Below are 25306 nucleotides of genomic sequence, written 5' to 3' on the forward strand. Positions count from 1 at the left end.
GAGGTGCTGGGCGGTCTAACGCCGCCTCAAAGTGACATAAAACGCACCGCTGCCGCCGTGTCGGAGATGCGCTTGAGCAAACCCACTGACTATACCTGTCATCTGGGGTGATCTCAGCCACTCCGGCAAGCGGCGCTTGAGCACACCTGGCGCTTCGCGCTTTTCCCAGAACGCCGCCAGATCCTCATCCTTGTCGAGGGTCAGACCCTTTCCTGTAATCACCAGGACGGTTTTTTCTCCCCGGCCATGAGCCGCCCGAAGAAATCCTTCAAGGGCCGGACGCGCCTGGGCCTGGGTCATGCCATGCAAATCAATTCGACTGTCGATCTCCACCTGACCCCGACGCATCTTCTTTTCCGATCCACGATCAACCGGAACACCCGGTTTGCGGTGAACGGCCGGATCTGGCGGTTTCAACGTCATGGCCGGCTTGGTCTTCGGGATGTCAGCCTCGCCCGCCGTCTCCGCGCCGTCCCTGTTCAGGTTCTGAAGGCGAGCTCTTGGCTTTCGTAGCGGGTTCACGGACCGTGCAATCCGGTTCCACAGCGATTTTTCTTCCGGATCGAGGTCGCGCTTGCGTGTCATGGGTCAAGCCGGTGGAATGCTGTCCAGAATTTGCTGGGCCAGAGGTTGAGGCAAAAGGATGATCCAGCGGGCGTCGGAGCGCGTTGTACCGGCTCGGCGTTCCTCTGTCTCGCCCCAGCCCCAGAAAAAATCGCCCCGCAAGGGCCCCCGGATCGCTCCACCCGTATCCTGCGCAATTACCAGGCCGTTCCAGTCCGGAAAATCGGGCAGATCTGCCTGGAGCCATATTGGCAATCCATAGGGATGAAAGGCGGGGTCAACCGCCATGGATGCCATGGGAGTCAGGGCCAAGCCCGGCGCACCACGTGGACCCAGCTGGGGGTCGTCAATGTTTTCAAGTCCAAACCAGACGTAACGGGGATTGTGGGCGAACAGGTCCGCCACAGCGTCTTCGCTTTGCTCATTCAACCAGGCTTCAATGCCCTGTTTGGAGGCTTCATGACGGCGCAATTCACCGCGCCGGATCAGTTCACGACCGATCGAACGATAGGGCAGATCATTGTGTGCCGAAAAGGCAGCCCGAATCTGATCGCCATTTTCAAAAACCAGCCGACCTGATCCCTGGATCTGCAGAAAAAAAACATCAATCGGACGACCCCAGGCCAAGACCTCTCCGTGATCACCCGCCTCGATTTCCGAGCGATCATGATAGTGCACCAATCGCCCGTTTTCCGCTCGTCCGTTCAATCGACGGCCGGAGAGGTCTTCAAAAAAATCCCCGAGATTGACGCTGATCAGATCATCAGGTCGCGCGCGTACGGGGTGCGAGAACACCATATCCGGTTGCTCCCGAACATCCACATAGGGCTCATAATAGCCCGTCAGCATGCCCGTTGAACGAAGCGTGTCATCCTCAAGACGAGCCTCCACCACCAGGGGCGTAAACGCCTGTTCGACCATGACACGATAGCCCGACGGATCTTCACCTGCCGGCGTATCATTCAACACATCACAGACAGGCAACCAATCGGAGACACGGCCACTCCAGGGTGCCTGAACATTCAGGTGCGTATCCTCCGATCGGGATCGCCAGAGCGCGCATTGCCGCCTGAAGGCTTGGATGGCCGGTTCAAGTTGAGCGTTGTCCCAACCAGGGACCTCATCCCAGAATATCGGTGTGAGCTGAAGACCTGTAGGCGCAGCGATGTCACGCGGGGCTTCCACCTCAATCGGTGGATCTTCAACCGGGTCCGGCGCTGAACATGCTGTTAACAGGCACAGAAACGCGGTTGCGAATGCCGAATCAAGCGAGCGATGTAACACGGGTGAGTACCCAGTTTGGATCCGTAGACGTTAGATCGCGTTCAAACACCCAAGCTTCGTGAACCTTGCTCAAACGGTCCAGATCGCCAGAGATGGCCTCACCTTGATCATTTCGAGTTTCCGTTCCGATTTGCGCCGCAAACTCGACAGTGACACGTGCTGTGTTCCCGCTCTTCTCTGCTGCGGTGATGTGTGCCTTGTCGATGTGTTCTATGACGGTCAACAGATCTTCGCCACGTGCCTCGCGCGCTTCGATGGCTGTGACATAAGCCGTGTAAACCTTTTCGGACAGGAGGGTTTTCAAAGTTTGCCGATCACCCTTGGCGAAGGCCTCCACAATCGTCGCATAAGCGGATTTGGCGCCTTGGACAAAACCCTGGGGGTCAAACCGCATGTCATGGCGTGCAATGTCTTCAAGACCAGAAATGGCGGAGGCGTCCCATTGGGCAAGAACCGGATCGGGATCGACGGGCTTGGGTGAGGTATCAAGGGTCGGGGACGGTGCCTCCGTCGGCGGCTCCATATGGCCTTCGTGGCGGCCCAGCACCGAGTAGAGTTTGACGGCAAAGAACACCGCAACAGCGGCAAAGATAAGAATGCTGAACAGATCCATGCGGTCAAAAATCCTGATTGATGCACTGTCATTAGAAATAGCACGTGTTGATATAGTGCTATTTGCTCGTGGCGTCAGCCTTGTCAGCTTCAGCGCTGCGCTTGCCCAGACAAGCCCCGCATGCTACCCGGCCCGCTTGCCGTGGAAAACTCACGGCTTATCGTTTTTAACAGTCTCTTCCGACAGGAATTGTCATGACCGACGCGCCTGCTACGCCGAACCAGCCCCAACAACCCCAGCTGACAATCCTGCGTCAGTATGTGAAGGACCTGTCTTTCGAAAATCCAGGCGCGCCGGATACGTTGCGCGCGGGTGCTGCAGCGCCGGCTATTGACCTGTCATTCGATGTCCAGGCTCGTTCGGTGCAGCCGGACGTCTATGAAGTGATGCTGAACGTCGAAGCACGCGCAACGCGTGAGGACAATGTGATCTTCATCGTCGAACTGGCCTATGCGGGTCTGTTCCAGATGACGGGCTTCGCGGATCCGGAACGTGAAGCCATGCTGCTGATCGAATGTCCGCGTTTGATCTTCCCCTACGCACGCAAGGTTCTGGCTGATACCACACAAGAAGGTGGCTTCCCGCCGCTGATGCTGGATCCGGTCGATTTTGCCGGCCTTTATCGTCAACAGCTGGCGAAACGCCAGGCCGCGGCACAAGGCCAGGAGCCGAACGGAACAGCTGACCCGTCCACGGCGAACTGATACAGATCCTGTTCAACAGCTAAAGACCGGCCTCTCTTTGAGAGTGGCCGGTTTTTTTGTGTCTCTTATTTTCAGTGCTGTGTTTTGGAGTCCAGCTCAGCCCAAATCGGGGTCTCGCCAAGGTCGGCGATAAACTCCGCATGTGCCTCAGCTTCTGTGTCTCGAACACGAGAGGGTAGCGGTTGAGCGCGTGTCTGACGGGGAGGAAACTCAACAGGTCCTGTGTTCGCCGATCCGCGCCCTGACAGGTCCAGAGCGCGCGTCCGACCACCTGTTAACTCCAGATAGACTTCAGCCAAAAGAAAACTATCAATCAGAGCGCCGTGTTTCTCTCGGGTTTCCAACGAGATATCGAAACGTTTACACAGGGCATCAAGCGACACGAAGGCTCCTGGGAACATTTCCCGCGCCATGCGGGCTGTATCCTTGAACCGTTCCTCTGGATAGACAGGTTTCCCGAGACGCTCCATCTCCATGTTAATGAAACCCATGTCGAATGGCGCATTATGAGCGACCATTACGGCGTCACCGACAAAGTCGATGAAATCCTGAGCAACCTCCTCAAACAGAGGTTTGTCAGCGAGAAATTCTGTGGTGAGGCCGGTTACCTCTACAACTTCAGCCGGAATCGAGCGTTGTGGATTGACATAGGCATGGAAGGTTCGGCCGGTCGGAATACAATCAATAACCTCAACACAGCCAATCTCTGTCACCCGGTCTCCCATTCGAGCTTCGAGGCCCGTTGTTTCCGTATCAAAGACAATTTCGCGCATGTGTCCAGACCTTTGGCTTTCCTGGCGTTTTCAGCTATTCAGTAGAGCTTCCAGCAAAGTGTCGACCTGTTTGCGGGCATGGTCCACACCCCGATCAGTGTCGATGATATAGTCAGCTTTTGAGCGCTTGAATTCATCATTGCTCTGCCGGCTGATTATCGTGTCAAGCTTCTCTCCAGTCATCCCGGGTCGAGCGAGAACACGTTTGCGGCGTATACTATCTTCAGCCGAGACCACGACAATGCGGTCAACCAAGGCATCTGCTCCGGTTTCAAACAAGAGCGGGATATCGAAAATAACAATCTGATGCCCTTCATGTTTGGCTTTCGCCAAAAAGTCGTCTCGCCGCTGGGTCACTAGCGGATGAATGATCTCTTCCAACTGTTTGAAATCTTCAGGATGACGGTTGAGGTGTTCAGACAGTCGGGCTCGATCAACACCTCCGTTTACGTCGAGACAGTCCGGGCGCCAAGCTCCGATCTGCCGGCTTCCCGCTTCCCCGGGCAGATAAAGAGCATGGACCTCAGCATCACTATCAAAAACAGGAATACCTCGTTCGCTGAACAAACCAGCGGTCGTGGATTTACCCATCCCGATGCCGCCGGTGAGTCCGAGAATAATCACGCCTGTTCTCCCAGGGCCTCAATCAGCGCTGGTCGTGGGTCCAATTGAGGCACAGAAACCCCGAAAAAGGCTTCAAAACTGGGCCGCGCCTGTCCGACCAGCATTCGCAATCCATCAACAGTTCTAAGACCCGAGGAATGAGCCGCCTGTAGAAAGCGCGTGTTCAAAGGCGCGTATACTGTGTCAATGACCACAAGGTCAGACCGGACCGCGCTAAAATCGATCCCCAACTCTCCTTTGCCGTTCAGTCCAAGCGCCGTGACATTTACAACGTGACCGACGGTCCGGGCGGCGTCCGATCGGTTATCCCAATCGATAATCTCGGCGTTGGGGCATAAATCCTTCGCCAGAGTCACAGCGCGTTCACGCGTACGATTGGAGATCAGAATGCGATCCACCCCGGCCTCAAGATAGCTGCACATGATTGCTCGTGCCGCGCCGCCGGCCCCAAGGATCAGAACCGAATCCGGTCGGTCCGCAATGCCTGCGTCTTGAAGGCCGGCCTGATAACCGGGAACATCTGTGTTATCGGCGTGAATTTCACCGTTGCGGAATACGAGCCGGTTCGCTGCCCCTACGCGACGCGCCCGGTCTGTGACGCTGTGTGCGATATCCAATGCCAGCTCTTTGTGCGGCATGGTGACGTTGACACCCACCATGCCCGAACGAGCGTGTGTCTGGAAAGATTGAGCTGCATCGTTCGGAGGGATTTCGATCTTATCGTAAACAGCGTCGAGACCTGCCGCATTAATCCATTGCGACATGATCAGGGGAGAGAGGGAGTGAGAGACAGGATAGCCGGTCACCGCGGCGTGCTGGTTATCCGGTTGTCTCATCTTAAACAGATCCCAAAATCTCGCAGAGCTGAAAGCAAGGGTGAAAGCGGTAATCCCAATACGGCATAATAATCACCCTCCACGCTATCAAATAATTGTGCTCCCAGCGCTTCATACGCATAGGCGCCGACGGCTAGGGTCAATTCCTCTCCGGCGGTCTGGAGGTAAAAATCCAGGAATTCATCGGAAAATTGTCGAACATGCAGGGTCGAAGTCTGTGCATGCGACCAAACAATGTCCCCATTGCGTGCAAGTGCCAAACCAGAGTGAAGATTATGCGCCCGGCCTCGCATGGATCTCAGTCGATCAGCGGCCAAGGACGCGTCGGGTAGTTTGTCGAGAAGCTGTCCATCCAGTTCCATGGTTTGGTCAGCGCCCAACACCAGTCGATCCGCGTGACGTTTACTAACATCCAGGGCTTTTTGCTTGCCCAGAAACAACGCCATGTCAGCAGGTGTCAGATGATCATTTTGATCCTTGAGCGCCTGTTCATCGACACGAGCCTTGCTGACAGAGAAGGGAACAGCCGCGCGCAAAAGGATGTCGCGGCGAATCTGGCTTCCAGAAGCCAATATGAGTTCAGACATCAGGACCGGTTTTTCCGCTCGTTGAGCATATTGATAATCTTTGCGGCTGTTTCTTCGATCGACCGACGTGTCACATCGATCGAGGGCAAGCCATGTTTTGCGTAAAGCCTTTTGGCATATAGAATTTCTTCACGCACGGAAAAGTCATCCACATATTCTGTATCGCGATCTTCATGCAGGCTGAGCAGGCGATTGCGTCGTATCTGAACAATTCTTTCCGGGGACGCAGTAAGTCCCACGATGACCGGACCATCCAGATCGAAAATGTGTGTTGGAACTTCGACGTTGGGGACCAGTGGGATATTTGCGGCACGATATCCGCGATGTGCCAGATAGATGCTTGTCGGAGTTTTGGAGGTTCGACTAACACCCAGAAGGATGATGTCGGCCATCTCATAATGCTCACCCGCACCATCATCATGAGCCATGGCATAGTTCAGCGCATCGATACGGCCATAATATTCAGCATCCAGACCCCTCTGCGCACCAGCCCGACTGGCTACAGGCGTTCCGAGATAAGATGACAGTGTTGCCAACATCGGGTCCAGCACGGCAATTGCAGGGATGCCGATATTCGCGCAATGCGTCTCGAGCTGACGTCTCAATTCGGTATTGACCACCGTGTACATCACAATGCCGGGATAGGACTCAATCTCCTTGAGAACCCTGTCCATCTGTCGGGTTGAACGCACCAGGGCGTATAAATGTTCGAGGGGGTTTGTGCCTTCGAACTGTGCCACAGAGGCACGCATGACTTCCATAAGTGTCTCACCGGTGGAATCGGAGACCATATGGACGTGAAAACAGGTTTCGAAGGACTGTGTGCTGGTATCGGCCATATCTGTGAGAAGCCTTTCAGGTGTTAACAGAGTGTTAACAAGTCTGCCTGTTTTCCCCAAGCCCAAGTTTTTGAATGTCTGCCTGTGAGAAAGTCCGGTCCTACCCAGAACTACTCACGATTTAATCCACAGCCCGTGTTTCTGTGGATCTAGCTGTGGATTTGGCGGGAAATGTGGGGGTTTTGTCAGGAAATCCACAGGTCTAATCGCTAATTTCACTTCACTAGAGGATTGAAAAATATCTATTAATATTGGTCTTTCCCCGGTTCTGAATGGCGGCGTTTTGTCTCTGTTGAAAAAGCTTACAGCCGTGAATTGTCGGGGTAAAAACAGTCATACCCACATTTCACACCCCAACGACTCCGACTCCCTAAGATTCTAAAGATTAGAAGTCAGAGAAGAGGCTCGGGATAAAAGAGAGATAACGGATCATGACCGAGACCGCGAAACCCTTCCTTCAAGTGCTTTCAGGACAAGCCCTGGACACACCGCCCGTGTGGCTCATGAGACAGGCCGGCCGATATCTTTCGGAATATCGAGAGGTGAGGGCTAAGGCTGAGAATTTTGTACAATTCTGTCTGTCTCCCGATCTGGCAACGGAGGTGACACTTCAACCTATCCGTCGGTTTGGTTTTGACGCCTCTATATTGTTCGCTGATATTCTGTTGATACCGATCGCGCTTGGCCGAAAGGTCTGGTTTGTGACGGGAGAGGGCCCAAAGCTTGAACCTTTCGATCCTTTGAACTTTGAGAGCTTGCTCGAGGGGCGTTCAACTGAGGTCTTGGGGAATGTGGGGGAGACAGTTCGGCGTGTCAGCGCCTCTTTGCCTGATCATGTGACGATGATTGGCTTTGCGGGCTCTCCGTGGACTGTCGCGACCTATATGGTTGAGGGCGGTGGCTCCAAGGACCGGTTCAAAACACGGGTATCCGCATGGGAACATCCAGAAGCGTTTGACGCTTTCATGGATCGTATCGCTGATGCCACTATCGACTATCTGGAGATGCAGTATCAGGCGGGCGCTGAGTGTCTGAAACTGTTCGATAGCTGGGCGGAAGGTTTGCCCCGGCCTCTGTTTGAACGGGTGATCATTCGACCCACCAAACGTATCGTCGATGGGCTAAGGGCACGCGGTGTGGATTGTCCCGTCATTGGTTTTCCGCGTGGTGCATCGACGCTGTATCCGTTCTATGCTGAAGCAACGGGAATTACAGGCATGGCGCTGGATACGGGTGTGGATCCGGCCTGGATGAGATCTCAGTTACCAGAAGGTTTTCCTGTTCAAGGGCATTTGGACCCTTCTGCTTTGAGAGCTGGAGGAACCGCGCTCGATTCTGAAGTGCGACGACTGCGGGCTGCCTGGTCAGGACATCCGCATATTTTCAATCTTGGGCATGGTATCACGCCGGATGTTCCGGTATCTCATGTCGAACAATTGCTTCATTTGATCCGTGACGGAGACGTATGATGCTGGCAGCCGCGGCCTATGACTGGTTGAGAGGTTTACACATCCTGTCAGTGATCGCCTGGATGGCCGGTCTACTCTATTTGCCACGCTTGTTTGTGTATCACTGTGATGCTGTGCCAGAGGGTGAGCTGGATCTCACTCTACGAGACCAGGAGAGGCGCCTTCTCCAGCTCATCATGAATCCGGCGATGATCGCGACCTGGGTGTTTGGTCTTCTGCTTATCTGGTCCAATATCGAACGCGCTGGCGGCTGGGCCGTCCTGGGCGGATGGGCCTGGGGTGCCAAATTTGTACTGATTATCGCGATGACCGGTATCCATCACGTTTACGCAGCGCGCCGAAAACGTTTTTTGAATGGAAGCAATGACTGGTCTCAACGCCGTTACCGGATCCTCAATGAGGTTCCCGCTTTGCTCGCTATCTTTATTGTCTTAATCGCAACGGTTGCAGTACGTTAGGCTTATCTTGCTGTAGGGCCTGCATAATCGCTTGACCAATTGGGGTGGACATGGCACCTCAATCGCAATTCCTTCTTGCGAATCCCATTATACCCCTGATCGTGGCTGTCCTGTCTGGATAGCGATTCTGTCCGCCTGAGAGTGGATGATGCCTATGAAACGGCATCGGTCTTGCTTCTGCGTTCAGCATCACCCTCGGGATGGGCCTGTCCGGATTAAACTCACAATGACCGAAGAAACCGCAACGCCTGCTTTGCTGGACGGACTGCAGAAAATGACTCTGCAGGATCTGAAAGAGAAGAAGCCGACTGAACTCCTCGAGTTTGCGGAAGCGCTTGAAATCGAGAATGCATCATCCTTGCGCAAACAAGGTATGATGTTCGCGATCCTGAAGGCTCTCGCTGAACGCGATGTTGAAATTCATGGCGGCGGCGTTCTGGAGGTTCTCCAGGACGGATTTGGGTTCCTACGGTCTCCAGAATCCAATTACCTCGCCGGTCCTGACGATATCTATGTATCACCGACACAGATCCGGAAGTTCGGTCTTCGGACTGGTGATACTGTGGAAGGTGAAATTCGCAGCCCGCGTGACGGTGAACGCTATTTTGCGCTGTTGAAAGTCAACTCGATTAATTTCGAGGATCCGGAACGGGCCCGTCACAAAGTCCATTTCGACAATCTGACCCCGCTTTATCCGGACCAGCGTTTCGTGATGGAGAACCCGAATCCGACAATCAAAGATCGGTCGGGTCGCGTTATTGATATTGTCTCACCTCTTGGCAAAGGTCAGCGCGGTCTTATCGTTGCGCCGCCGCGTACGGGTAAGACGGTTCTGTTGCAAAATATCGCGCACGCGATCGAGACCAATCATCCCGATTGTTATTTGATGGTGCTGTTGATCGATGAACGTCCTGAAGAAGTGACGGACATGCAGCGTACGGTCCGGGGAGAAGTGATTTCATCGACGTTTGATGAACCTGCCACGCGCCATGTCCAGGTCGCTGAGATGGTGATCGAGAAGGCGAAGCGTCTGGTGGAACACGGCCGCGATGTTGTGATTTTGTTGGACTCTATCACGCGTCTGGGTCGGGCTTACAACACGGTTGTTCCAAGCTCAGGCAAAGTTCTGACGGGTGGAGTGGATGCCAATGCGCTGCAACGACCGAAGCGTTTCTTCGGTGCAGCCCGCAATATCGAACACGGTGGGTCATTGTCGATTATCGCGACCGCACTGATCGATACCGGCAGCAAGATGGATGAAGTCATCTTTGAGGAATTCAAGGGTACGGGTAACTCGGAGGTCGTGCTTGATCGCAAGGTCGCCGATAAACGCGTCTTCCCGGCGATTGATATTCTCAAGTCTGGTACACGTAAGGAAGAGCTCCTCGTTGATCGTGCCCAGCTTCAGAAGATGTATATCCTTCGCCGCATCCTGAACCCGATGGGGGCCCAGGATGCGATCGAGTTCCTGCTCGATAAATTGCGTCAAACCAAGACGAATGACGAATTCTTCGATTCTATGAACACCTAACGGGTTGCGTCGTGTCGCCAAGCGGCACACGTATCGGCTTCAGACTGAAGAACGGCCGCTCCGCCAAGAGCTGTGGAGGCCAGGGTCACATCATCGATCGACAGGATTTCGAGACCCGCGGACTTAGCATTTCGATACGCGTCTTCTGAGTGGTTGAAACGGAACAGGCCTGCAGAGGCTTCGATCTCCTGGCGTTCAAGTTCCGCATCGCGGTCTGCATTGATGCGATTGACCCCCAGCCAGACATAATAGTTCTCGTTCGGGATACCAATCGCACTGATCTCTTCTAGTCGGTCCGGTACGGATAGAAAAACGTCCTCGTTCGCAGCGTAGTATTCTGCGGCCTGGTCCACGGTGTAAGCAATGAAGCTCACACGGCTTATAGCGTCATGTCGTTCGACTTCTTCAACGATTTCCGACGGTGTAATGCCTTTAAGATCGATATTCAGCAAAATACCTGTTTCACGTGAAACACGAAGAGCGTCTTCCAGGGTGGGCAGGGTTTCATCGAGCTCCACGCCATTTTGGTCGACAAGCTGGAATGTGTTGATCTGATCCCAAGTTTGATCTTGCCATTCGCCTGTTCCGTTGGTCGTGCGGTCTAAAGTGTCATCATGGATCAGGAAGAAGACACCATCGGAGGTCTTGGCCACATCAATCTCAGCAAACAAGGCGCCGCGTTCAGCGGAGTAGGCAATCGTCGACAAAGCGTTTTCTGCATAGCCTGGAGCCGGTCCCGCGCGGTGTGCTGCCAGAACAGAATAGTCATTGTTGCGGATACAGTTGAAAGTCTCAGCTAATGCGTTCGTAGTGGATTCTTCGACCGGATCAGTGGCTTGTTGTGTGGGTGAGCAAGCCATAACGGCGAGAGCCGAGAGTGAAATGAGATAACGCATGTCTGGATGTCCGTGATGGGAGCTTTAAGATAGCGGGACACTAGGTGGCCATCATGACAGCAACAATACGATAAATCAGAAGGGGATAGGTGATGACGGAAGAATTGGTGCTCTATCATGCGCCTCGAACGCGTTCGGTTCGTGTGCGATGGCTGCTCGAAGAAATGAAGCTTCCCTACACGCTCGAGCCGGTCGCTTTTGATCGTCGTCCCGCCGGGGATGAAAATTATGCCCGTATCCACCCGCTTCGAAAGATACCCGCTTTGCGGCATGGCTCTATGACCATGATCGAGTCAACGGCGATGGTGGAATACATTCTTGCCCGCTTTGGACCATCTTCGCTGGCGCCAGATAGTCAAAGTGAAGATTATGGGCCTTTCCTGCAGTGGATTCATTTTAGCGAGGCCAGCATGTCGATGCCGGTCAATCTGCTGCTGGCACATACAGCAATATTGCCGGAGGCGCACCGCAATCCGGGCCTTGCCCATTGGGCAGAGCAGGAGACGCTTAAATTGCTCGAGTTTATCGGCGAGCATGGCTTGAAAGGGGAAGAGTATCTGATTGGCAATGCGTTCAGTGCGGCCGATATTTGTGTGGGTTACATGTTTTTGCTGCTCAAACTAATCCGCAAATTTGATATGGCCCCACCCGCCGTGAAAGCGTATTTTGATCGTCTGTCTTCTCGCGACGCGTGGATTGTCGCCTCATCCTGAGGCTTGGGAGTTCCGACATGAAAATCAAACTCGATATTGAATGTACACCCGAAGAGGCCCGTAGTGCCCTGGGCCTGCCGGATGTATCGTCGATCAACGAGATGATGACCGAAGCCGTTAGAAAACGGATGGAGGATAACCTCGCCCAGCTGGATCCAGATGTTCTTATGCGTCAGTGGACCCAGTTCGGTACGCATTTCAGCGGCCAGATGACGGATCAGTTTATGTCTATGATGCGTCAGGCCGGAAGTGCCGGCGAAAAGTCGGAATAATCCATCGAAATGGCGGATACTATATTTGCGCTGGCCACACCCCCGGGTCGATCCGGTGTCGCTGTCATCCGATTGTCTGGTCCAGATGCCTTGTCGATTAGTCAGCGATTGGTGGTGGGCGCTTTACCAAAGCCGCGACAGGCGGGATTGAGACGCTTCCAGACCGAAAACGGAGAAGTCTTCGACCAGGGCCTGGTTCTGGTTTTTCCCGGTCCATCCAGTTTTACGGGTGAGGACTGTGTAGAGCTTCATCTTCATGGCGGCTCAGCGATTCTCTCGGCAGCCAGTGAGGCACTTGTCGTTTTGGGGACCAGACCGGCTGAAGCTGGTGAGTTTACGCGTCGGGCCTTCGAGAATGGCAAACTTGATCTGACAGAGGCAGAGGGGCTGGCTGACCTGATCGATGCAGAAACCAGCGCGCAGAGACAACAAGCGCTCGCTCAGTTGTCAGGGAGCTTGCGCCGGGTGTACGAGTCCTGGCGTGAGGATCTGGTAGCGACCCTCGCGGCTATCGAAGGCGAGATTGATTTTCCGGATGAAGCCGATGTTCCCGATGATCAATCGCATCAAGCCTGGGAGCCCTTGTCTCAACTGATCGAGTCCATGTCGGACCATCTTGACGATGATCGTCGCGGTGAACGTGTCAGAACCGGTTTTTCGATCGTTCTGATTGGCGCACCCAATGCCGGCAAATCCAGTCTGTTGAACCGTCTGGCCAGACGGGACGCGGCGATTGTCACTGATACGCCCGGGACCACTCGCGATATTGTCGAAGTACGTTTGGTGATGGGGGGGTTCCCGGTTGTGGTGTCCGATACAGCAGGTTTGCGTGATGCCGTGGATGCCATCGAAGCAGAGGGCGTCCGTCGCGCTCTCGACCGAGCAGACCATGCGGACCTTCGCATCGGTGTTGTGGATGCGCGACGTCTGGCCGATCTGGAGGATTTACGCGGACGTTTGAAGGATACGGACCTGGCTGTGATCAACAAGCTGGATCTGGCCCCTGGCGCACCGCTGGACGGTGCTCTCGGTCTGAGTGCCAAGTCCGGTGAGGGACTTGATGCCCTGGAAGCCCGTATCGAACAAATTGTTGTTGATCGTCTGTCAGCGCGTGAAACTCCAGCCTTAAGCCGGGCCCGTCATAGGCGTTCTGTTCAGTCTGCCCGGGACGCACTGGTGCGAGCGCGTACCATGTTGGCCGACGCGCCTGAATTGGCGGGTGAAGATGCGCGTTTGGCCGTCAGAGCGCTGGAAAGTCTCACCGGTCGGGTTGACGTTGAGGATGTTCTGGATCGCGTGTTCAGCCAGTTCTGTATCGGAAAATAGTGTCGACGTGTTTCACGTGAAACATCCTGGATGAGTGATCCGTCTCGCACGCTCGACATTTCCCGCTAAAAGCACTATCTACCCCGCCTGACGATGACCGTGCCTGAAAGGCGTTGCTGCGTATCGCGCACGCCCGGTACGAGAGGATATCTAACATGGACATGTCTGAAACATCCCGGTGGGATGTGATCATTATCGGTGGGGGACATGCGGGCTGCGACGCAGCCGCCGCTTCGGCGCGTACGGGTGCTCAAACCCTGCTCTTGACCCACAAGCTCGAAACCATCGGCGAGATGTCGTGTAACCCTGCGATTGGTGGGCTGGGAAAGGGCCATCTCGTTCGCGAAGTCGATGCTCTGGACGGCATAATGGGGCGTATTGCAGATGCCTCCGGTATTCAGTTTCGTCTTCTAAACCGTTCAAAAGGTCCTGCGGTCCGTGGTCCTCGAACGCAATCGGACCGGAAGCTTTATCGGGAGGCCATGCAAAACGAGTTGAATCGGACCGATAATCTCACCATCCTGGAAGGCGCCGTGGATGATTTGATTGTATCGGATGGGCAGTGCGTCGGTGTCATCACAGAAGATGGCAAGGCCTATCGGGCTGCCGCCGTCGTCCTGACGACGGGCACGTTTTTGCGTGGTGTCATCCACCGGGGTGAGCAGCGTATTCCGGCCGGCCGGTTTGGTGAGAAGCCCGCGCAAGCGCTGGGTGAGCGGTTGTATGCCTTGGGCCTGGACATGGGTCGTCTGAAAACCGGCACGCCGGCGCGGCTGTCCAAAGCGTCTATTCATTGGGATGCATTGGAGATGCAGGCCGCGGACGATCAGCCGATACCGTTTTCTTTTCTGACACCAAAAATCACCGTGCCGCAAATCGCCTGCGGCATTACCTATACCAATGAAGCCACGCACAGGATCATCGAGGACAATCTCCATCACTCGGCGGTTTATGGTGGGGCGATTTCCGGACGTGGGCCGCGTTATTGTCCGTCGATCGAGGACAAGGTCGTCCGTTTTGCCGATCGGACCTCGCATCAGGTGTTTCTGGAGCCGGAAGGCCTGGATGACGATACTGTCTATCCCAACGGCATTTCGACCTCCCTGCCTGATCGTGTCCAGCAGGCCTTCCTGGAGAGTATCCCGGGTCTGGAAGACGTTGTTGTGAAGCGTTATGGCTACGCGATTGAATACGACTATGTCGATCCACGAGAGCTTGGACCGGATCTCCAGGTGCGCCGCTTGCCCGGTCTATATCTGGCCGGTCAGATCAACGGAACGACAGGATATGAGGAAGCCGCCGCTCAGGGTGTGATGGCCGGTTGGAATGCGGCTAGGGCGGCCGGGGGTCAGGATGCGATCATTCTCAGCCGTTCTGACGCCTATATCGGTGTGATGATCGATGATCTGGTCACGCGGGGGGTCTCTGAGCCTTATCGCATGTTCACGTCACGGGCCGAGTACCGACTGACCCTTCGTGCAGATAACGCAGATCAAAGACTGACTCCGATCGGCGTCCAGCACGGTCTTGTTTCGAGCCGAAGAGAAATCGCGTTTGTCGAGAAGATGGACGCGCTCACCTGGACACGAGAGCGGGTTCAGACATTGCAGCTGACGCCGCCCGAAGCGCGCAAGCATGGTCTCAAGGTCAATGAAGACGGCAAACGCCGGTCCATTGGCGAGCTGCTGGCCTATCCTGACATCCAATGGGCCGATGTCACACGGATCTGGCCAGATCTGGCCGACGTCCCGGAAGACATTGCGGAGCAGGTCGAGATCGATGCCCTCTATGCTGGGTATCTGGAGCGGCAACAGGCGGATATTGTCGCCTTCCGGCGAGATGAAGCCATCCGGATCCCAGTAGACTTCAACTATGGAGAGGTAGGCGGCTTGTCGAATGAGGGACGTGAAAAACTCGAGCGGGCTCGACCAGAGACTCTGGGTCAGGCGTCTCGCATCGAGGGCGTCACACCAGGAGCGTTGACTGCCGTGCTGGCTCACATCAAGCGTCGACAGAAAGAGACCGGGTAATGGATCGCAAAGCCTTTGCGTCTGCCACGGGTGTTTCACGTGAAACACTGGACGCCTATCAGCTTTGGCAAGACACGCTTGTTCGCTGGAGCGAGCACACCAATCTGGTCAGTCGCCATACGCTCGATCAGTTCTGGGAACGCCATGCCTATGATAGCTGGCGACTTGCAGAGCTGATTCCGCACGACCGTCACCGCATGGTTGATCTGGGATCGGGTGCTGGATTTCCTGCAATTGCTCTGGCTTTGGCGTTTAGGGACAGAGGGCAGGACTGCCCGATTACCATGGTCGACTCCGTGGGCAAAAAAGTGACGTTTTTGCGTGAAGTCATTCGAGCTCTGGACCTCCAGGCGGATGCCCGCTCTGTGCGCGTTGAAACACTCGATCCGGCTGAAGGGTATGATCTTGTCACAGCGCGCGCCTTCGCCCCCTTGAATAAATTATTGGGCTTTGCGGCCCCGCTGTTGAAAAACGGGGCAATCGGGGTGTTTCCCAAGGGTAGAATGTACGAGGACGAATTGACCGAAGCCCGGAAAAACTGGACATTCGATGTGGAAGTCATACCCAGTCAGACCGGTGATGGCGTTGTGCTCAAACTCGCGCAGGTTCGCCGATGCAGCAGTAAGGGAACCAATCGGTGAAAACGATTGCGATCGCCAATCAGAAAGGCGGAGTGGGCAAAACCACAACCGCCATTAATCTCGGCACAGCGCTTGCGGCCATTGGCCAGAAAGTCGTGATCCTCGATCTCGACCCTCAGGGCAATGCCTCCACCGGATTGGGCGTACCCAAGGCGGAGAGAACCTGTACATCCTATGATGTGCTGCTAGGGGATGACCGACTGTCCAGTGCAGTAATTCAGACCTCGGTGCCCGGCCTGTCAATCGTTCCGTCGGATGTGGAGCTCTCAGGAGCCGAACTCAATCTGGCAGATGACCAACGTCGGTCCTATCGCCTAAAGATGGCGCTGGCAGATTATCGACAGGAGCTAGAGGCAAATGATGATCAATGTGACTACGTGCTCATCGATTGTCCGCCATCACTGAATGTCCTGACCGTCAACTCCCTGGCCGCATCTGATGCTGTGCTGGTCCCCCTCCAGTGTGAATTCTTCGCACTTGAAGGTCTGACCCAATTGATGCGGACGGTGGATCTTGTCCGGGATCACCTCAATCCCAATCTCACCATTCAGGGCGTCGTTCTGACGATGTATGACAGCCGTAACAATTTGTCAGGCGAAGTCGCAGCGGACGTTCGGGAGTTCTTCGGGGACAAGGTCTATCAAACCATGATTCCGCGAAATGTTCGGGTGTCTGAAGCCCCGTCGATGGGCAAGCCTGTTCTGTTGTATGATCTGCATTGCCCGGGTTCGAAGGCTTACCTCAGCCTGGCCAAAGAAGTGGTCCAACAAGAACGTGCGGATACATCTAAGAATGAAAATGAGCCTGCATGACTCCCTCTGAAAAAAGCAAACGTCTCGGCCGTGGACTGTCCGCCTTGCTGGGCGAGCCCGATGTGGAGGCCGCAACGGCCAAACCGGATGACAGTCCAGAACCGGTAAAGCCTGATAGCGCCATTGGACAGACGGTTCGGTCTTTGCCAATTGAATGGATCCGACCCAATCCTGACCAACCGCGTAAAACCATTGGTGACGATGAACTCGCGGCGCTCACAGAGTCGATCGCGGAGAAAGGGGTTGTTCAACCCATTCTGGTTCGGCCAGTTGACCGTTCAGGCGAAAGCTATGAAATCGTTGCGGGTGAGCGCCGTTGGAGAGCGGCTCAGCGCGCTCGACTTCATGAAATTCCTGTTTTAGTTCGGGAACTTACCGATCGAGAAACGCTTGAAATTGGCATCGTCGAAAATGTACAGCGTGCAGATCTGAACCCGATCGAAGAGGCCTATGCCTATCAGCAATTGATTGAAAAGTTTGGACATACCCAGGCCGACGTCGCCAATGCCGTCTCTAAAAGCCGTTCTCACATCGCGAATATGGTTCGACTCCTGAATCTGCCTGAACCTGTCCGTGAGCTTGTCGCTAATGGGGCTCTGTCCGCCGGCCATGCGCGAGCGATCGCGACGGCACCCAATTGCGTAGAGCTGGCACTGAAAATTGTCGAAGAGGGTCTCTCGGTTCGCGAAGCAGAAAAATTCGCGCGCGCCGCTGACGGAACACAATCGAAGACGGCAACCAACCGGGCTCCCGAAACCAAGGATGCGGATACACGCGCGCTTGAATCCGATCTGACAAATCGCCTGGGTCTCACTGTCGACATCCGGCATGGGAAGTCGGGAGGCGAGATTCGCGTTTCATACTCGACGCTTGAGCAATTGGACGACGTCTGTCGCCGACTTGGGAGTAACTAGACCCGGCTGGGAGTATTTAGCGGCTTCTCACAGCCGCTCCACGCGCCAGTCTGAGGACGAGATTACCAACCAGGACAGGCGTGGGGGCGCCACTGCGCTTCACCATCCGTTCAGCCTCAAAAACGAGATTTCGGGCCATTTCAAGCTTTCGACCCTGCCAGATGCGCACGTGTTGCTTGAACACCGTCGCGGCTGGTCCGAAGCGAGGGGCTCCCAGTCTCATGCCGGCTTGCTCTTGTCCGCCTGACGCGTGGATTGCGCCGATCTGATCAAGGCGACGTTGGAGGGCTCGCAATATCGCAACTTCACTCGTGCCTGAGCTTGTGGCTCTCATATAGGCGCTGTCGGCTGCCTGGAGATCACCTAGGAAGACCGGTCCAATAATGTCGTCAAGCGCCGCATCTCCGAGGCCGGACGCGATTTCCGCGATATCCTCCAGCGATACTTCATGACGATCTCGCGTCTCCGCTGGACCCATGTACAAGATCAGTTTTTCGATTTCGTTTCGAGCGAGCGCGCGATCCCCTTCAAGACGAGGTAGCCACTCTTCGCGTGCGGTCGGGTTGAGGGTTAGTCCGGCCTCTTTCAGCATTGTATCGACGAGGTCCGAAAGGTCTCGCGCGCTGTCCGCATAACAGGGAACAGCCAATCCTACTGTGGAGGGTTCAAACCCTTTTCTCAACTTGCCACGAGGCGTTAGATCACCGGACTCAACCAGCATGACCGCCTCGCTGGTCACCATTCCCGTATCGAGTTCCTTGAGGAAGTCGAGAATAGGTCCATTACCAGTTTCGCCATTCAGACGAACACGGACAAGCCGCGCCCCGCCCGTGAGAGACATCGCCACCATGGCATCCGCCAATGCCGCTGGATCTGCCTTGAGATCATCTTCAGTCAGCAAGGTCAGGGCAAAGGGATCGTTGGGATCGTCCAACACAGACTGGGTGAGCAATTCGCCGCGTTCACGGACAAGTCCCCGGTCAGGTCCATAAACAAGATAGGCCCGGATCGCAGGATCGGGCCTTGTCAGTTTTGTGTTGATGTCGCGTGGACTGGCCTTCATTCGGACTGGTCAATAATGGCCCGGGCTAGATCGAGCGCAATACGTTCAGCCGCTTGACGAGCCGCCTGGGCTTCCGCGCTCCGCTGGGCGGTGAGGGCACCATAAACCTGGCGTGGATCATTATAAGCCGCTTCCACGGACTCACGTCCGACCAGAACGGCATCACCTGTTTGGGTGTCTACAAGCTGATAGTCAACAAGGAGAAGGACGGCATAGCGGGTCGCCACATCATCTGCACCGACACCCAGGCGAATTGTGTTTAGATCCGTGAGCGTTTCCAAAAGATAGCGACCTTCGCCCGCTTGAGCACCCAGTTCGTCCTGGAGTGCCTCTTGGAGCAGATAGTCGACCCGTGTTTCACCGGTCTCAACACGAATATCTTGTAGCTGAGCGGTGTAGCTCGCATCGCCGTACATCGGCTTGAAGCCACAGCCGGCCAGCAACACGGTCGAGGCAGCCAGAATGCTCCAGACTTTTAGATGTGACAGGGCCATGTGCTTTATCCCGCGACGATGTTGACGATCCGATCAGGTACGACGATCACTTTGCGAACCGTAAGGCCTTCTAGCGCGCGCGCAATGCTTTCCTGTGACAGGGCGAGATTTTTCACGCTTTCCTGGTCAGAACCTTTCGGCACGCTGATTTCCGAACGTCTCTTGCCGTTGATCTGAATGGGCATGACGACACTGTCTTCGACGAGGAGGGTGGCATCGGCAACCGGCCAGTCCGCATCAATGATCAGTCCCTCACCGCCCAGACGAGCCCAGCACTCTTCGGCGAGGTGCGGCATGAAGGGTGAGATCAGGCGCGCGAGAATGCCCAAGGCTTCAGACCGGGCCGCCAGTATGTCTTCGTCTTCACCTGTTGCCTTGCGTAGTGCATTTACGAGATCATGGATCTGAGCGACGGCTGAGTTAAATCGGAAGCCCTCAATCGCGTCTGTAACGCCTTCGATGGACTTGTGCGCAGCTTTACGAACGTCCAGAGCCGGCCCAGCGGCTTCGGTCGCAATTGTCAGCGGGCCGGGAGCAGCTTCAGGCAAGGAATCAACCGTTGTCCAGAGGCGTTGGATAAAGCGCCAAACGCCTTCAACACCGCTATCAGTGTACTCTACATCCCGTTCGGGTGGGCTATCCGATAGGACAAACCAACGAGCGGAATCCGCTCCATAATCCGCGATGAATGTGTCCAGATCGACGACATTCTTTTTGGACTTGGACATTTTCTCGATCGCGCCCTGGGTCACGGCTTTGCCGTTCGCGATTTCAAAAAACTCTCCGTCCTTCTCCTCAACCTCTGTTGGCGCCAGCCAGCGACCGTCCTCGGATTTGTAGGAGGCGTGTGTAACCATGCCTTGGGTGAACAGACCGGAAAAGGGTTCTGGCGTGTCCATTTGAACGAGGCCCGCGTCATTGAGCGCACGCGTGAAGAAGCGGGCGTACAGCAGGTGGAGGATGGCGTGCTCGACACCACCAACATACTGATCAACCGGCATCCAGTGTGCGGCGTCGGACGGATCAAAGGGCAGATCCGTGGTGTGGGGCGAGGTAAAGCGCAGGAAGTACCAGGAAGAACAGACGAAGGTATCCAGCGTGTCTGTTTCCCGCCGTGCGGGTTTACCGCATTTTGGACAGTGGGTGTGTTTCCAGGTCGGATGTCGTTCTAGCGGATTGCTAGGATGATCAAACGTCACATCCTTGGGCAATTCGACGGGCAATTGATCATCGGGAACAGGGACCACACCGCAATCATCACAGTGGATGATCGGGATTGGACATCCCCAATATCGCTGGCGCGAGACGAGCCAGTCGCGAAGACGATAGGAGATCGCTCCCTTACCCCGAGACTTCTCTTCAAGAATGCCAACCACACGTTCAATACCGACCTCGGTGGTCAGGCCGTCCAGCTCACGCGAGTTATACAGCGTGCCCGACCCGGTATAGGCTTCATTTTCAATGACATGTTCCGAGGGCTGGGTGTCAGCCGGTAGAACGACCGGGGTCACGGGAAGCTCGTACTTCCGGGCGAAGTCGAGATCGCGCTGATCACCGGCCGGCGAGCCGAAAATGGCGCCTGTTCCATAGGTGGACAGCACAAAATTGGCTGACCAGACGGGGATTTCCCACTTGTCATCGAGCGGATGTGTCACGGTGAAGCCCAGATCGACTCCCAGCTTGGGAGCTTTCTCGATTTCTTCCTCCGTATTGCCCATCTTCTGGCATTGGGCCACGTAGTCGGCGATTTGAGGGTTTTTGTCCGCGAGGGCCTTTACGATCTCATGATCCGGTGCCAGCGCGACAAAGGAGGCGCCGTACAGCGTATCCGGACGTGTTGTGAAGACCGTGATATCATTGCCATGCACTTCGCGAATGGACGCATCATTGATCGCCCAATGCACCTCGGCACCCAGGGATTTGCCAATCCAGTTGGATTGCATGGTGCGAACCTTGTCCGGCCAGCGATCCAGTTCGTTCAGGGCTTCTGCGAGTTCATCAGCATATTCTGTGATCTTGAAGAACCATTGGTCGAGCTCTCTTTGCTCGACCTCGGCGCCAGAGCGCCAGCCCTTGCCGTCGATGACCTGCTCATTCGCCAGCACGGTTTGGTCAACCGGGTCCCAATTGACCTTGGCTGTCTTACGATAGACCAGGCCACGCTCCAGCAGGCGGGTGAAGATCGCTTGCTGATGCCGATAATACTCTGGGGAACAGGTTGCGATCTCGCGGGACCAGTCAAGTGCCAGTCCGAGACGCTGAAGCTGGCCGCGCATGACATCGATATTGTCGAAGGTCCAGCCACCTGGATGGACGCCCCGTTCCCGCGCTGCATTCTCTGCGGGCAGACCAAAGGCGTCCCATCCCATTGGATGAAGAACATCAAAACCCCGCGCCCGTTTATACCGAGCTACGACATCACCCATTGTATAGTTGCGCGAATGCCCGACGTGGATACGTCCGGACGGATAGGGAAACATCTCAAGGACGTAGTATTTTTCCTTCCCACTGTCCGGCCCGACGGCGCGGAAGGAATCATGAGCGTTCCAGGCCTCTTGCCATTTTGGCTCAGCCTCGCGGGGATTGTAACGTGTCATAGGCGCGGTTCGCGGCGAACCGCGTCCCTTCAATAGAGGTTAGTTGTCCAGCGAAGAAATTCGCAGCTGGCGGGCGCGGGTCAAAATGGCGTTCTCGATATCGATCGCTGTTTGATCGCTGGTCGGTGCATCAATCCAGTCACCAGCCTCGGAGCGGACCTGGCGGAACACGTTCACAGCCAGTGCGTCCGCGCGCAGGCGTGTGTCGAGGATATAGACTGTCAGTTTGAAACGCTCAGTTGGCATCTGAGGATTGGCATACCAGTCAGTAATGATCACACCACCAAACGGATCGACTTCCTCCAACGGCATGAAGTTGATCGTATCCAGGCTCGCACGCCAGAGAAATCCATTGACGCCAATGCCTTCGGGAAGTTCTGAGGAGCTGGAGCCCAGCGAGGGCAGGCTCGGGATCCAGGACGAACCGCTGCCGGAATCCGACGAAGCGTTGTTGGATGTACAGGCTGGAAGAACAAGAACGCTTGCCGCGAGAATGGCGCTGATGAACCGGCGATCGGTCATGAACCATGACTCCTTAAAAACTATCCGGGCCGCGCAGGCCGCAACAGGGGATGGGGCTGCATTTGCAGCAGTTTGAGCACACTGTATAGCACGCGTTCTGAGCGACGCCAGCGCCGTTCGACACTCAAGTTAACCGTGGCGTGTTTGCAACATGAACGCGCTAACGGGTCTGTTTACCGTCTGGGGCCCTTGATCTTTTGCCGCCGGTCGCGTGTGTTAGCGCCAACGTCCGGGGGGACGGGGCCAATCGGTGGGGCCGTGAGTGCGATGCGGACATTGGGCACGATCAGTGTCGGAATTCTGTCTGTTGCGCTAGCGGCTCCGCCGGTTTTTGCATTTGACGACACGTTTTTCCTCACATCCGAAGATCTTCTTCCTGACGCACCAAATACCGATCTGACGATCGATGGTGATCTAGGCTTGGTCTACGCCTTTTCAGATAACGTTGATCCAGCCCTGTTGTCCGATTTGGAAGTGCGCTTGCTTGGCGAGCACTATCTGGAAAACGGGTGGCAGGTACAGCTGAACTTCGAGGGACGATGGAACCGCAATACGCTGGGTGATCCGTTGGGGCAGCCCCTCCCATTCTGTGACTTGGATCCAGCAGCTTGCCCGTCGGTTCGCCTTAATTCTCGCCTCAGACCGATTGTTGCGGGGTATTCGGGTTTCCGGCCTGTGACAGAGATTTCACCCGACCGTAACCGGGCCTCTCTGGAAACAGCCTCTCTCACCTTGAAAACGGGATGGTTTGACGCGCATCTGGGGTATGGGCCGGGCGCTGCGCGCTTAGATCCGGCAGGAGGGCCCACGGCGTTTCGCCTGACACGGGCCGATGCCGGCCGGGTGAATACAACAGGGATTGATGCGACACGCACGATCAATGAGACATCGAGCCGCTCGCCCAAACTGACCGTTCAAAGTGTGGAACTGGGTCAGGCGAGCTCCGTTGGCTCGGCTTGGGTGGCTGTATCCTTTACACCCGACACCCAAGGATGTTTCGCCGAGGTGTGTCGTGATGCCTTTGGGCCTGAGGGCCAAGTTCAACCCGTCGCGGAAGATGTGATCGAGCTTGCCTTCCGATACGAGATTGAGCGTGCGGGTGTCGAATGGGCTATTTCTGCTGACTGGAGCCAGGCACTCAGTCAGTCCAAACTGATCCGGGACGATGGTTCCCGGCCCGATGCTTTTTCAACCGTTTCAGCAGGGCTCTCGGCGCGATACGACCTGGACAGTGGCGGTCTGGAAGCTGGAATGCGCTATCTGGTCAGTAATAATGGCTGGTCGGATGACGCCCGGTATCACGCGATGTCGGTGTCAGCCGGATTCGAGCAGGGACTTTGGCTGAGTACGATTGAGTGGTCTGGTTTTGAGGATGATCTGTTCTCGGTGGATGGAGAGACCGTTCAGATCGGGACATCACGGCTGATTGGTGACCATTTTGTCGCGGGAGCGGGCTGGCAGGTTAGTAGACAGAAGATGAACCGTGTTTCATCGACCACACTCTTGAACAACTCCTCTCGCGTTGACACTTTCTTTATCGAGTTTGGCGTCCAATTTTGACATATCGGCCACAGTCGTACGGTGAAAACCGTACGGGGCGCAGAATCCCCTGTGACAGGTGCTGACCTGTGATGTAGTCGGGTATGAGGGACTGGAGATGAGCACGGTGTTTTTCACCACACATACGGATGAGCTGGGTAAAGCCCGACGCGCTGGACGACTGGTCCAAGCGACGTCTGCGCTTGTTCTGGGCTTGTCCTTGTGTGCCCCCGCTTTCTCTCAAGACTCGTCAGAGAACTCCGTGTCGTCCTTTGTACCGGAGACTGAGGGCCGGACGTTCGATAGTTTCGAGTTTGCGTCTGACGCCGACATCCAGGAGCTCTGGTCGAACAGCACGAAGTTTGACTGGCAGTCTGAAGGCGGACGCTGGGGTTTTGTTCTTGAGGTTGAAGAAGGCACAAGTGCCAACATCACCGGCGCTCTGGAAGATAATCCCATCTTCGAAACAGAAGAATTGCGTGCAGGCGCTTTTGTGAACGTGGGAGACCGGTTCCGCTTTGGTGGACATGTGCGGTTTTCTTCGCCGGACCTTCCTGACTCTGATCCGCTGATCGAAGAGCATCAACCGGAAGTGAAGTTTGAATCCGCTCTGCGGTTCTAACGGTTAAAAGCTGCTCACGCCTGCGGCACCTGACAAACCCAATCCATTCAAGCGCTTCAGAGTGACAGGCGTGATACCGCCCAGCGCGTAGACCGGAACTTTGAACTTCGATTGCAGACAGGCAAGTCTCCAGGGACCCAAAGGCCGGGTGGCCGTAGGACTTTGGCTACTAAAAGCCGTCGACACGATAACCGCGCCCGGGTGGAGTGAGAGCGTTTTGCGCACTGCGCCCGGAGAGTGGGCAGAGACCGTGAAAAAGCGTTTATCGCCCCGGGCACGGAGTCGTGCGGCACAGGCCTGATGTCGCTCGGGAAAATGGAACCCGTCCAGATGTTTGCATGAGACAAGTCCGGACATCCAAGACGCCAGAAACAAGCCTTGGCGTTCATGGACGATACGCTCAAGTTCGGGCAGGTCGGAGAGAATATCCTCACGACCGAAATGGCGGAGCACATAGATTCCCCCCCGGGGCAGCCGCTGTGCGTGTTCCAGCACATCCGGAATACGTCCCGGGTCACTCATGAGGATCAGAGGTCTGTGATCGGGATTTCGCACGGCAAACACCCGATGTGCCTGTCTTGCC

Annotated in this window: 27 protein-coding genes; 13 read left to right on the top strand and 14 right to left on the bottom strand. The window is 55.5% G+C overall.

Annotated elements, in window-relative coordinates; translation table 11 throughout:
* Nucleotides 1–15 precede the first annotated feature (15 nt).
* The 3 genes from RMQ97_RS00890 to RMQ97_RS00900 all read right to left on the bottom strand — a co-directional run bounded on the left by RMQ97_RS00890 (nucleotide 16) and on the right by RMQ97_RS00900 (nucleotide 2461).
* Nucleotides 16–585 (bottom strand): Smr/MutS family protein, encoded by a 570-nt coding sequence (locus RMQ97_RS00890; protein ID WP_413658939.1) that lies wholly within the window; start codon nucleotides 583–585, stop codon nucleotides 16–18.
* Between the two features lie 3 nt (nucleotides 586–588).
* A complete protein-coding gene (locus RMQ97_RS00895) occupies nucleotides 589–1533 on the bottom strand; it encodes a murein transglycosylase A (RefSeq protein ID WP_413658940.1) in 945 nt (314 codons plus the stop codon).
* Nucleotides 1534–1828: 295 nt separating this feature from the next.
* On the bottom strand, nucleotides 1829–2461 hold the full coding sequence (locus RMQ97_RS00900; RefSeq protein ID WP_413658941.1) for a Tim44/TimA family putative adaptor protein: 633 nt from the start codon (nucleotides 2459–2461) through the stop codon (nucleotides 1829–1831).
* A 194-nt stretch (nucleotides 2462–2655) separates the two neighbouring features.
* Between RMQ97_RS00900 and secB the strand changes: the two genes are divergently transcribed.
* On the top strand, nucleotides 2656–3165 hold the full coding sequence (gene secB / locus RMQ97_RS00905) for a protein-export chaperone SecB (protein WP_413658942.1): 510 nt from the start codon (nucleotides 2656–2658) through the stop codon (nucleotides 3163–3165).
* A gap of 71 nt (nucleotides 3166–3236) precedes the next feature.
* Here secB and dnaQ read toward each other — a convergent pair whose 3' ends face one another.
* From dnaQ to RMQ97_RS00930, 5 genes are read right to left on the bottom strand one after another with little or no spacing between them, the layout of a single operon-like run.
* Nucleotides 3237–3938 (bottom strand): DNA polymerase III subunit epsilon, encoded by a 702-nt coding sequence (gene dnaQ / locus RMQ97_RS00910; RefSeq protein WP_413658943.1) that lies wholly within the window; start codon nucleotides 3936–3938, stop codon nucleotides 3237–3239.
* 30 nt (nucleotides 3939–3968) lie between these two features.
* A complete protein-coding gene (coaE, locus tag RMQ97_RS00915; protein WP_413658944.1) occupies nucleotides 3969–4562 on the bottom strand; it encodes a dephospho-CoA kinase in 594 nt (197 codons plus the stop codon).
* Entirely contained in the window at nucleotides 4559–5398 is an 840-nt protein-coding gene (gene aroE, locus RMQ97_RS00920; RefSeq protein WP_413658945.1) for a shikimate dehydrogenase, read from the bottom strand. Before aroE ends, coaE begins: the two co-directional genes overlap by 4 nt.
* Nucleotides 5395–5985 carry a Maf family protein gene (locus tag RMQ97_RS00925; protein WP_413658946.1) on the bottom strand — a complete coding sequence of 197 codons (591 nt, stop codon included), beginning with the start codon at nucleotides 5983–5985 and terminating at the stop codon, nucleotides 5395–5397. The genes aroE and RMQ97_RS00925 overlap by 4 nt, the downstream gene beginning before the upstream one ends.
* Complete coding sequence (locus RMQ97_RS00930; protein ID WP_413658947.1) at nucleotides 5985–6824, bottom strand: pyruvate, water dikinase regulatory protein; 840 nt, start codon at nucleotides 6822–6824, stop codon at nucleotides 5985–5987. The genes RMQ97_RS00925 and RMQ97_RS00930 overlap by 1 nt, the downstream gene beginning before the upstream one ends.
* Before the next feature lie 431 nt (nucleotides 6825–7255).
* On the opposite strand from RMQ97_RS00930, the gene hemE reads away from it, so the two are divergent.
* The 3 genes from hemE (at nucleotide 7256) to rho (ending at nucleotide 10282) form a co-directional block, all read left to right on the top strand.
* A complete protein-coding gene (hemE, locus tag RMQ97_RS00935) occupies nucleotides 7256–8293 on the top strand; it encodes a uroporphyrinogen decarboxylase (protein WP_413658948.1) in 1038 nt (345 codons plus the stop codon).
* Complete coding sequence (locus tag RMQ97_RS00940) at nucleotides 8290–8751, top strand: CopD family protein (RefSeq protein ID WP_413658949.1); 462 nt, start codon at nucleotides 8290–8292, stop codon at nucleotides 8749–8751. The genes hemE and RMQ97_RS00940 overlap by 4 nt, the downstream gene beginning before the upstream one ends.
* A gap of 226 nt (nucleotides 8752–8977) precedes the next feature.
* Nucleotides 8978–10282: a transcription termination factor Rho gene (gene rho / locus RMQ97_RS00945; RefSeq protein ID WP_413658950.1), complete on the top strand. Its 1305-nt coding sequence runs from the start codon at nucleotides 8978–8980 to the stop codon at nucleotides 10280–10282.
* Here the strand turns inward: rho and RMQ97_RS00950 are convergent.
* Nucleotides 10279–11178, bottom strand: a complete 900-nt coding sequence (locus RMQ97_RS00950) for a glycerophosphodiester phosphodiesterase family protein (protein ID WP_413658951.1) — start codon at nucleotides 11176–11178, stop codon at nucleotides 10279–10281. The two genes, rho and RMQ97_RS00950, sit on opposite strands and share 4 nt — an antisense overlap.
* Before the next feature lie 92 nt (nucleotides 11179–11270).
* Here RMQ97_RS00950 and RMQ97_RS00955 point away from each other — a divergent pair, with 92 nt between their 5' ends.
* From RMQ97_RS00955 to RMQ97_RS00985, 7 genes are all read left to right on the top strand, one after another.
* Entirely contained in the window at nucleotides 11271–11891 is a 621-nt protein-coding gene (locus RMQ97_RS00955) for a glutathione S-transferase family protein (RefSeq protein WP_413658952.1), read from the top strand.
* Between the two features lie 17 nt (nucleotides 11892–11908).
* Nucleotides 11909–12163, top strand: a complete 255-nt coding sequence (locus RMQ97_RS00960; RefSeq protein ID WP_413658953.1) for a DUF6489 family protein — start codon at nucleotides 11909–11911, stop codon at nucleotides 12161–12163.
* A 9-nt stretch (nucleotides 12164–12172) separates the two neighbouring features.
* The gene (mnmE, locus tag RMQ97_RS00965) at nucleotides 12173–13489 is read left to right on the top strand and encodes a tRNA uridine-5-carboxymethylaminomethyl(34) synthesis GTPase MnmE (RefSeq protein ID WP_413658954.1); all 1317 of its coding nucleotides are present in this window, start codon (nucleotides 12173–12175) and stop codon (nucleotides 13487–13489) included.
* 161 nt (nucleotides 13490–13650) lie between these two features.
* A complete protein-coding gene (mnmG, locus tag RMQ97_RS00970; RefSeq protein ID WP_413659567.1) occupies nucleotides 13651–15519 on the top strand; it encodes a tRNA uridine-5-carboxymethylaminomethyl(34) synthesis enzyme MnmG in 1869 nt (622 codons plus the stop codon).
* Nucleotides 15519–16160, top strand: coding sequence for a 16S rRNA (guanine(527)-N(7))-methyltransferase RsmG (gene rsmG / locus RMQ97_RS00975; RefSeq protein ID WP_413658955.1), 642 nt, complete (start codon nucleotides 15519–15521; stop codon nucleotides 16158–16160). The genes mnmG and rsmG overlap by 1 nt, the downstream gene beginning before the upstream one ends.
* The gene (locus tag RMQ97_RS00980; protein WP_413658956.1) at nucleotides 16157–16972 is read left to right on the top strand and encodes a ParA family protein; all 816 of its coding nucleotides are present in this window, start codon (nucleotides 16157–16159) and stop codon (nucleotides 16970–16972) included. The genes rsmG and RMQ97_RS00980 overlap by 4 nt, the downstream gene beginning before the upstream one ends.
* Nucleotides 16969–17886: a ParB/RepB/Spo0J family partition protein gene (locus RMQ97_RS00985; protein ID WP_413658957.1), complete on the top strand. Its 918-nt coding sequence runs from the start codon at nucleotides 16969–16971 to the stop codon at nucleotides 17884–17886. Before RMQ97_RS00980 ends, RMQ97_RS00985 begins: the two co-directional genes overlap by 4 nt.
* 16 nt (nucleotides 17887–17902) lie before the next feature.
* Here the strand turns inward: RMQ97_RS00985 and holA are convergent, their stop codons facing one another.
* From holA to RMQ97_RS01005, 4 genes are read right to left on the bottom strand one after another with little or no spacing between them, the layout of a single operon-like run.
* The gene (gene holA / locus RMQ97_RS00990) at nucleotides 17903–18949 is read right to left on the bottom strand and encodes a DNA polymerase III subunit delta (protein ID WP_413658958.1); all 1047 of its coding nucleotides are present in this window, start codon (nucleotides 18947–18949) and stop codon (nucleotides 17903–17905) included.
* Nucleotides 18946–19443 (bottom strand): LPS assembly lipoprotein LptE, encoded by a 498-nt coding sequence (lptE, locus tag RMQ97_RS00995; RefSeq protein WP_413658959.1) that lies wholly within the window; start codon nucleotides 19441–19443, stop codon nucleotides 18946–18948. The genes holA and lptE overlap by 4 nt, the downstream gene beginning before the upstream one ends.
* Nucleotides 19444–19448: 5 nt before the next feature.
* Nucleotides 19449–22040 carry a leucine--tRNA ligase gene (gene leuS, locus RMQ97_RS01000; protein ID WP_413658960.1) on the bottom strand — a complete coding sequence of 864 codons (2592 nt, stop codon included), beginning with the start codon at nucleotides 22038–22040 and terminating at the stop codon, nucleotides 19449–19451.
* A 39-nt stretch (nucleotides 22041–22079) separates the two neighbouring features.
* Nucleotides 22080–22562 carry a DUF3576 domain-containing protein gene (locus RMQ97_RS01005; RefSeq protein WP_413658961.1) on the bottom strand — a complete coding sequence of 161 codons (483 nt, stop codon included), beginning with the start codon at nucleotides 22560–22562 and terminating at the stop codon, nucleotides 22080–22082.
* Nucleotides 22563–22820: 258 nt separating this feature from the next.
* Between RMQ97_RS01005 and RMQ97_RS01010 the strand changes: the two genes are divergently transcribed.
* Complete coding sequence (locus RMQ97_RS01010) at nucleotides 22821–24122, top strand: hypothetical protein (RefSeq protein ID WP_413658962.1); 1302 nt, start codon at nucleotides 22821–22823, stop codon at nucleotides 24120–24122.
* Nucleotides 24123–24219: 97 nt separating this feature from the next.
* Entirely contained in the window at nucleotides 24220–24723 is a 504-nt protein-coding gene (locus tag RMQ97_RS01015; protein WP_413658963.1) for an NtrZ family periplasmic regulatory protein, read from the top strand.
* A 3-nt stretch (nucleotides 24724–24726) separates the two neighbouring features.
* On the opposite strand, the gene RMQ97_RS01020 is transcribed toward RMQ97_RS01015, so the two are convergent.
* The gene (locus tag RMQ97_RS01020; protein WP_413658964.1) at nucleotides 24727–25245 is read right to left on the bottom strand and encodes a thiamine phosphate synthase; all 519 of its coding nucleotides are present in this window, start codon (nucleotides 25243–25245) and stop codon (nucleotides 24727–24729) included.
* Nucleotides 25246–25306: the final 61 nt, after the last annotated feature.

This window comes from Maricaulis sp. D1M11, from assembly GCF_047308265.1.
In the GTDB taxonomy this organism is placed as follows: domain Bacteria; phylum Pseudomonadota; class Alphaproteobacteria; order Caulobacterales; family Maricaulaceae; genus Maricaulis.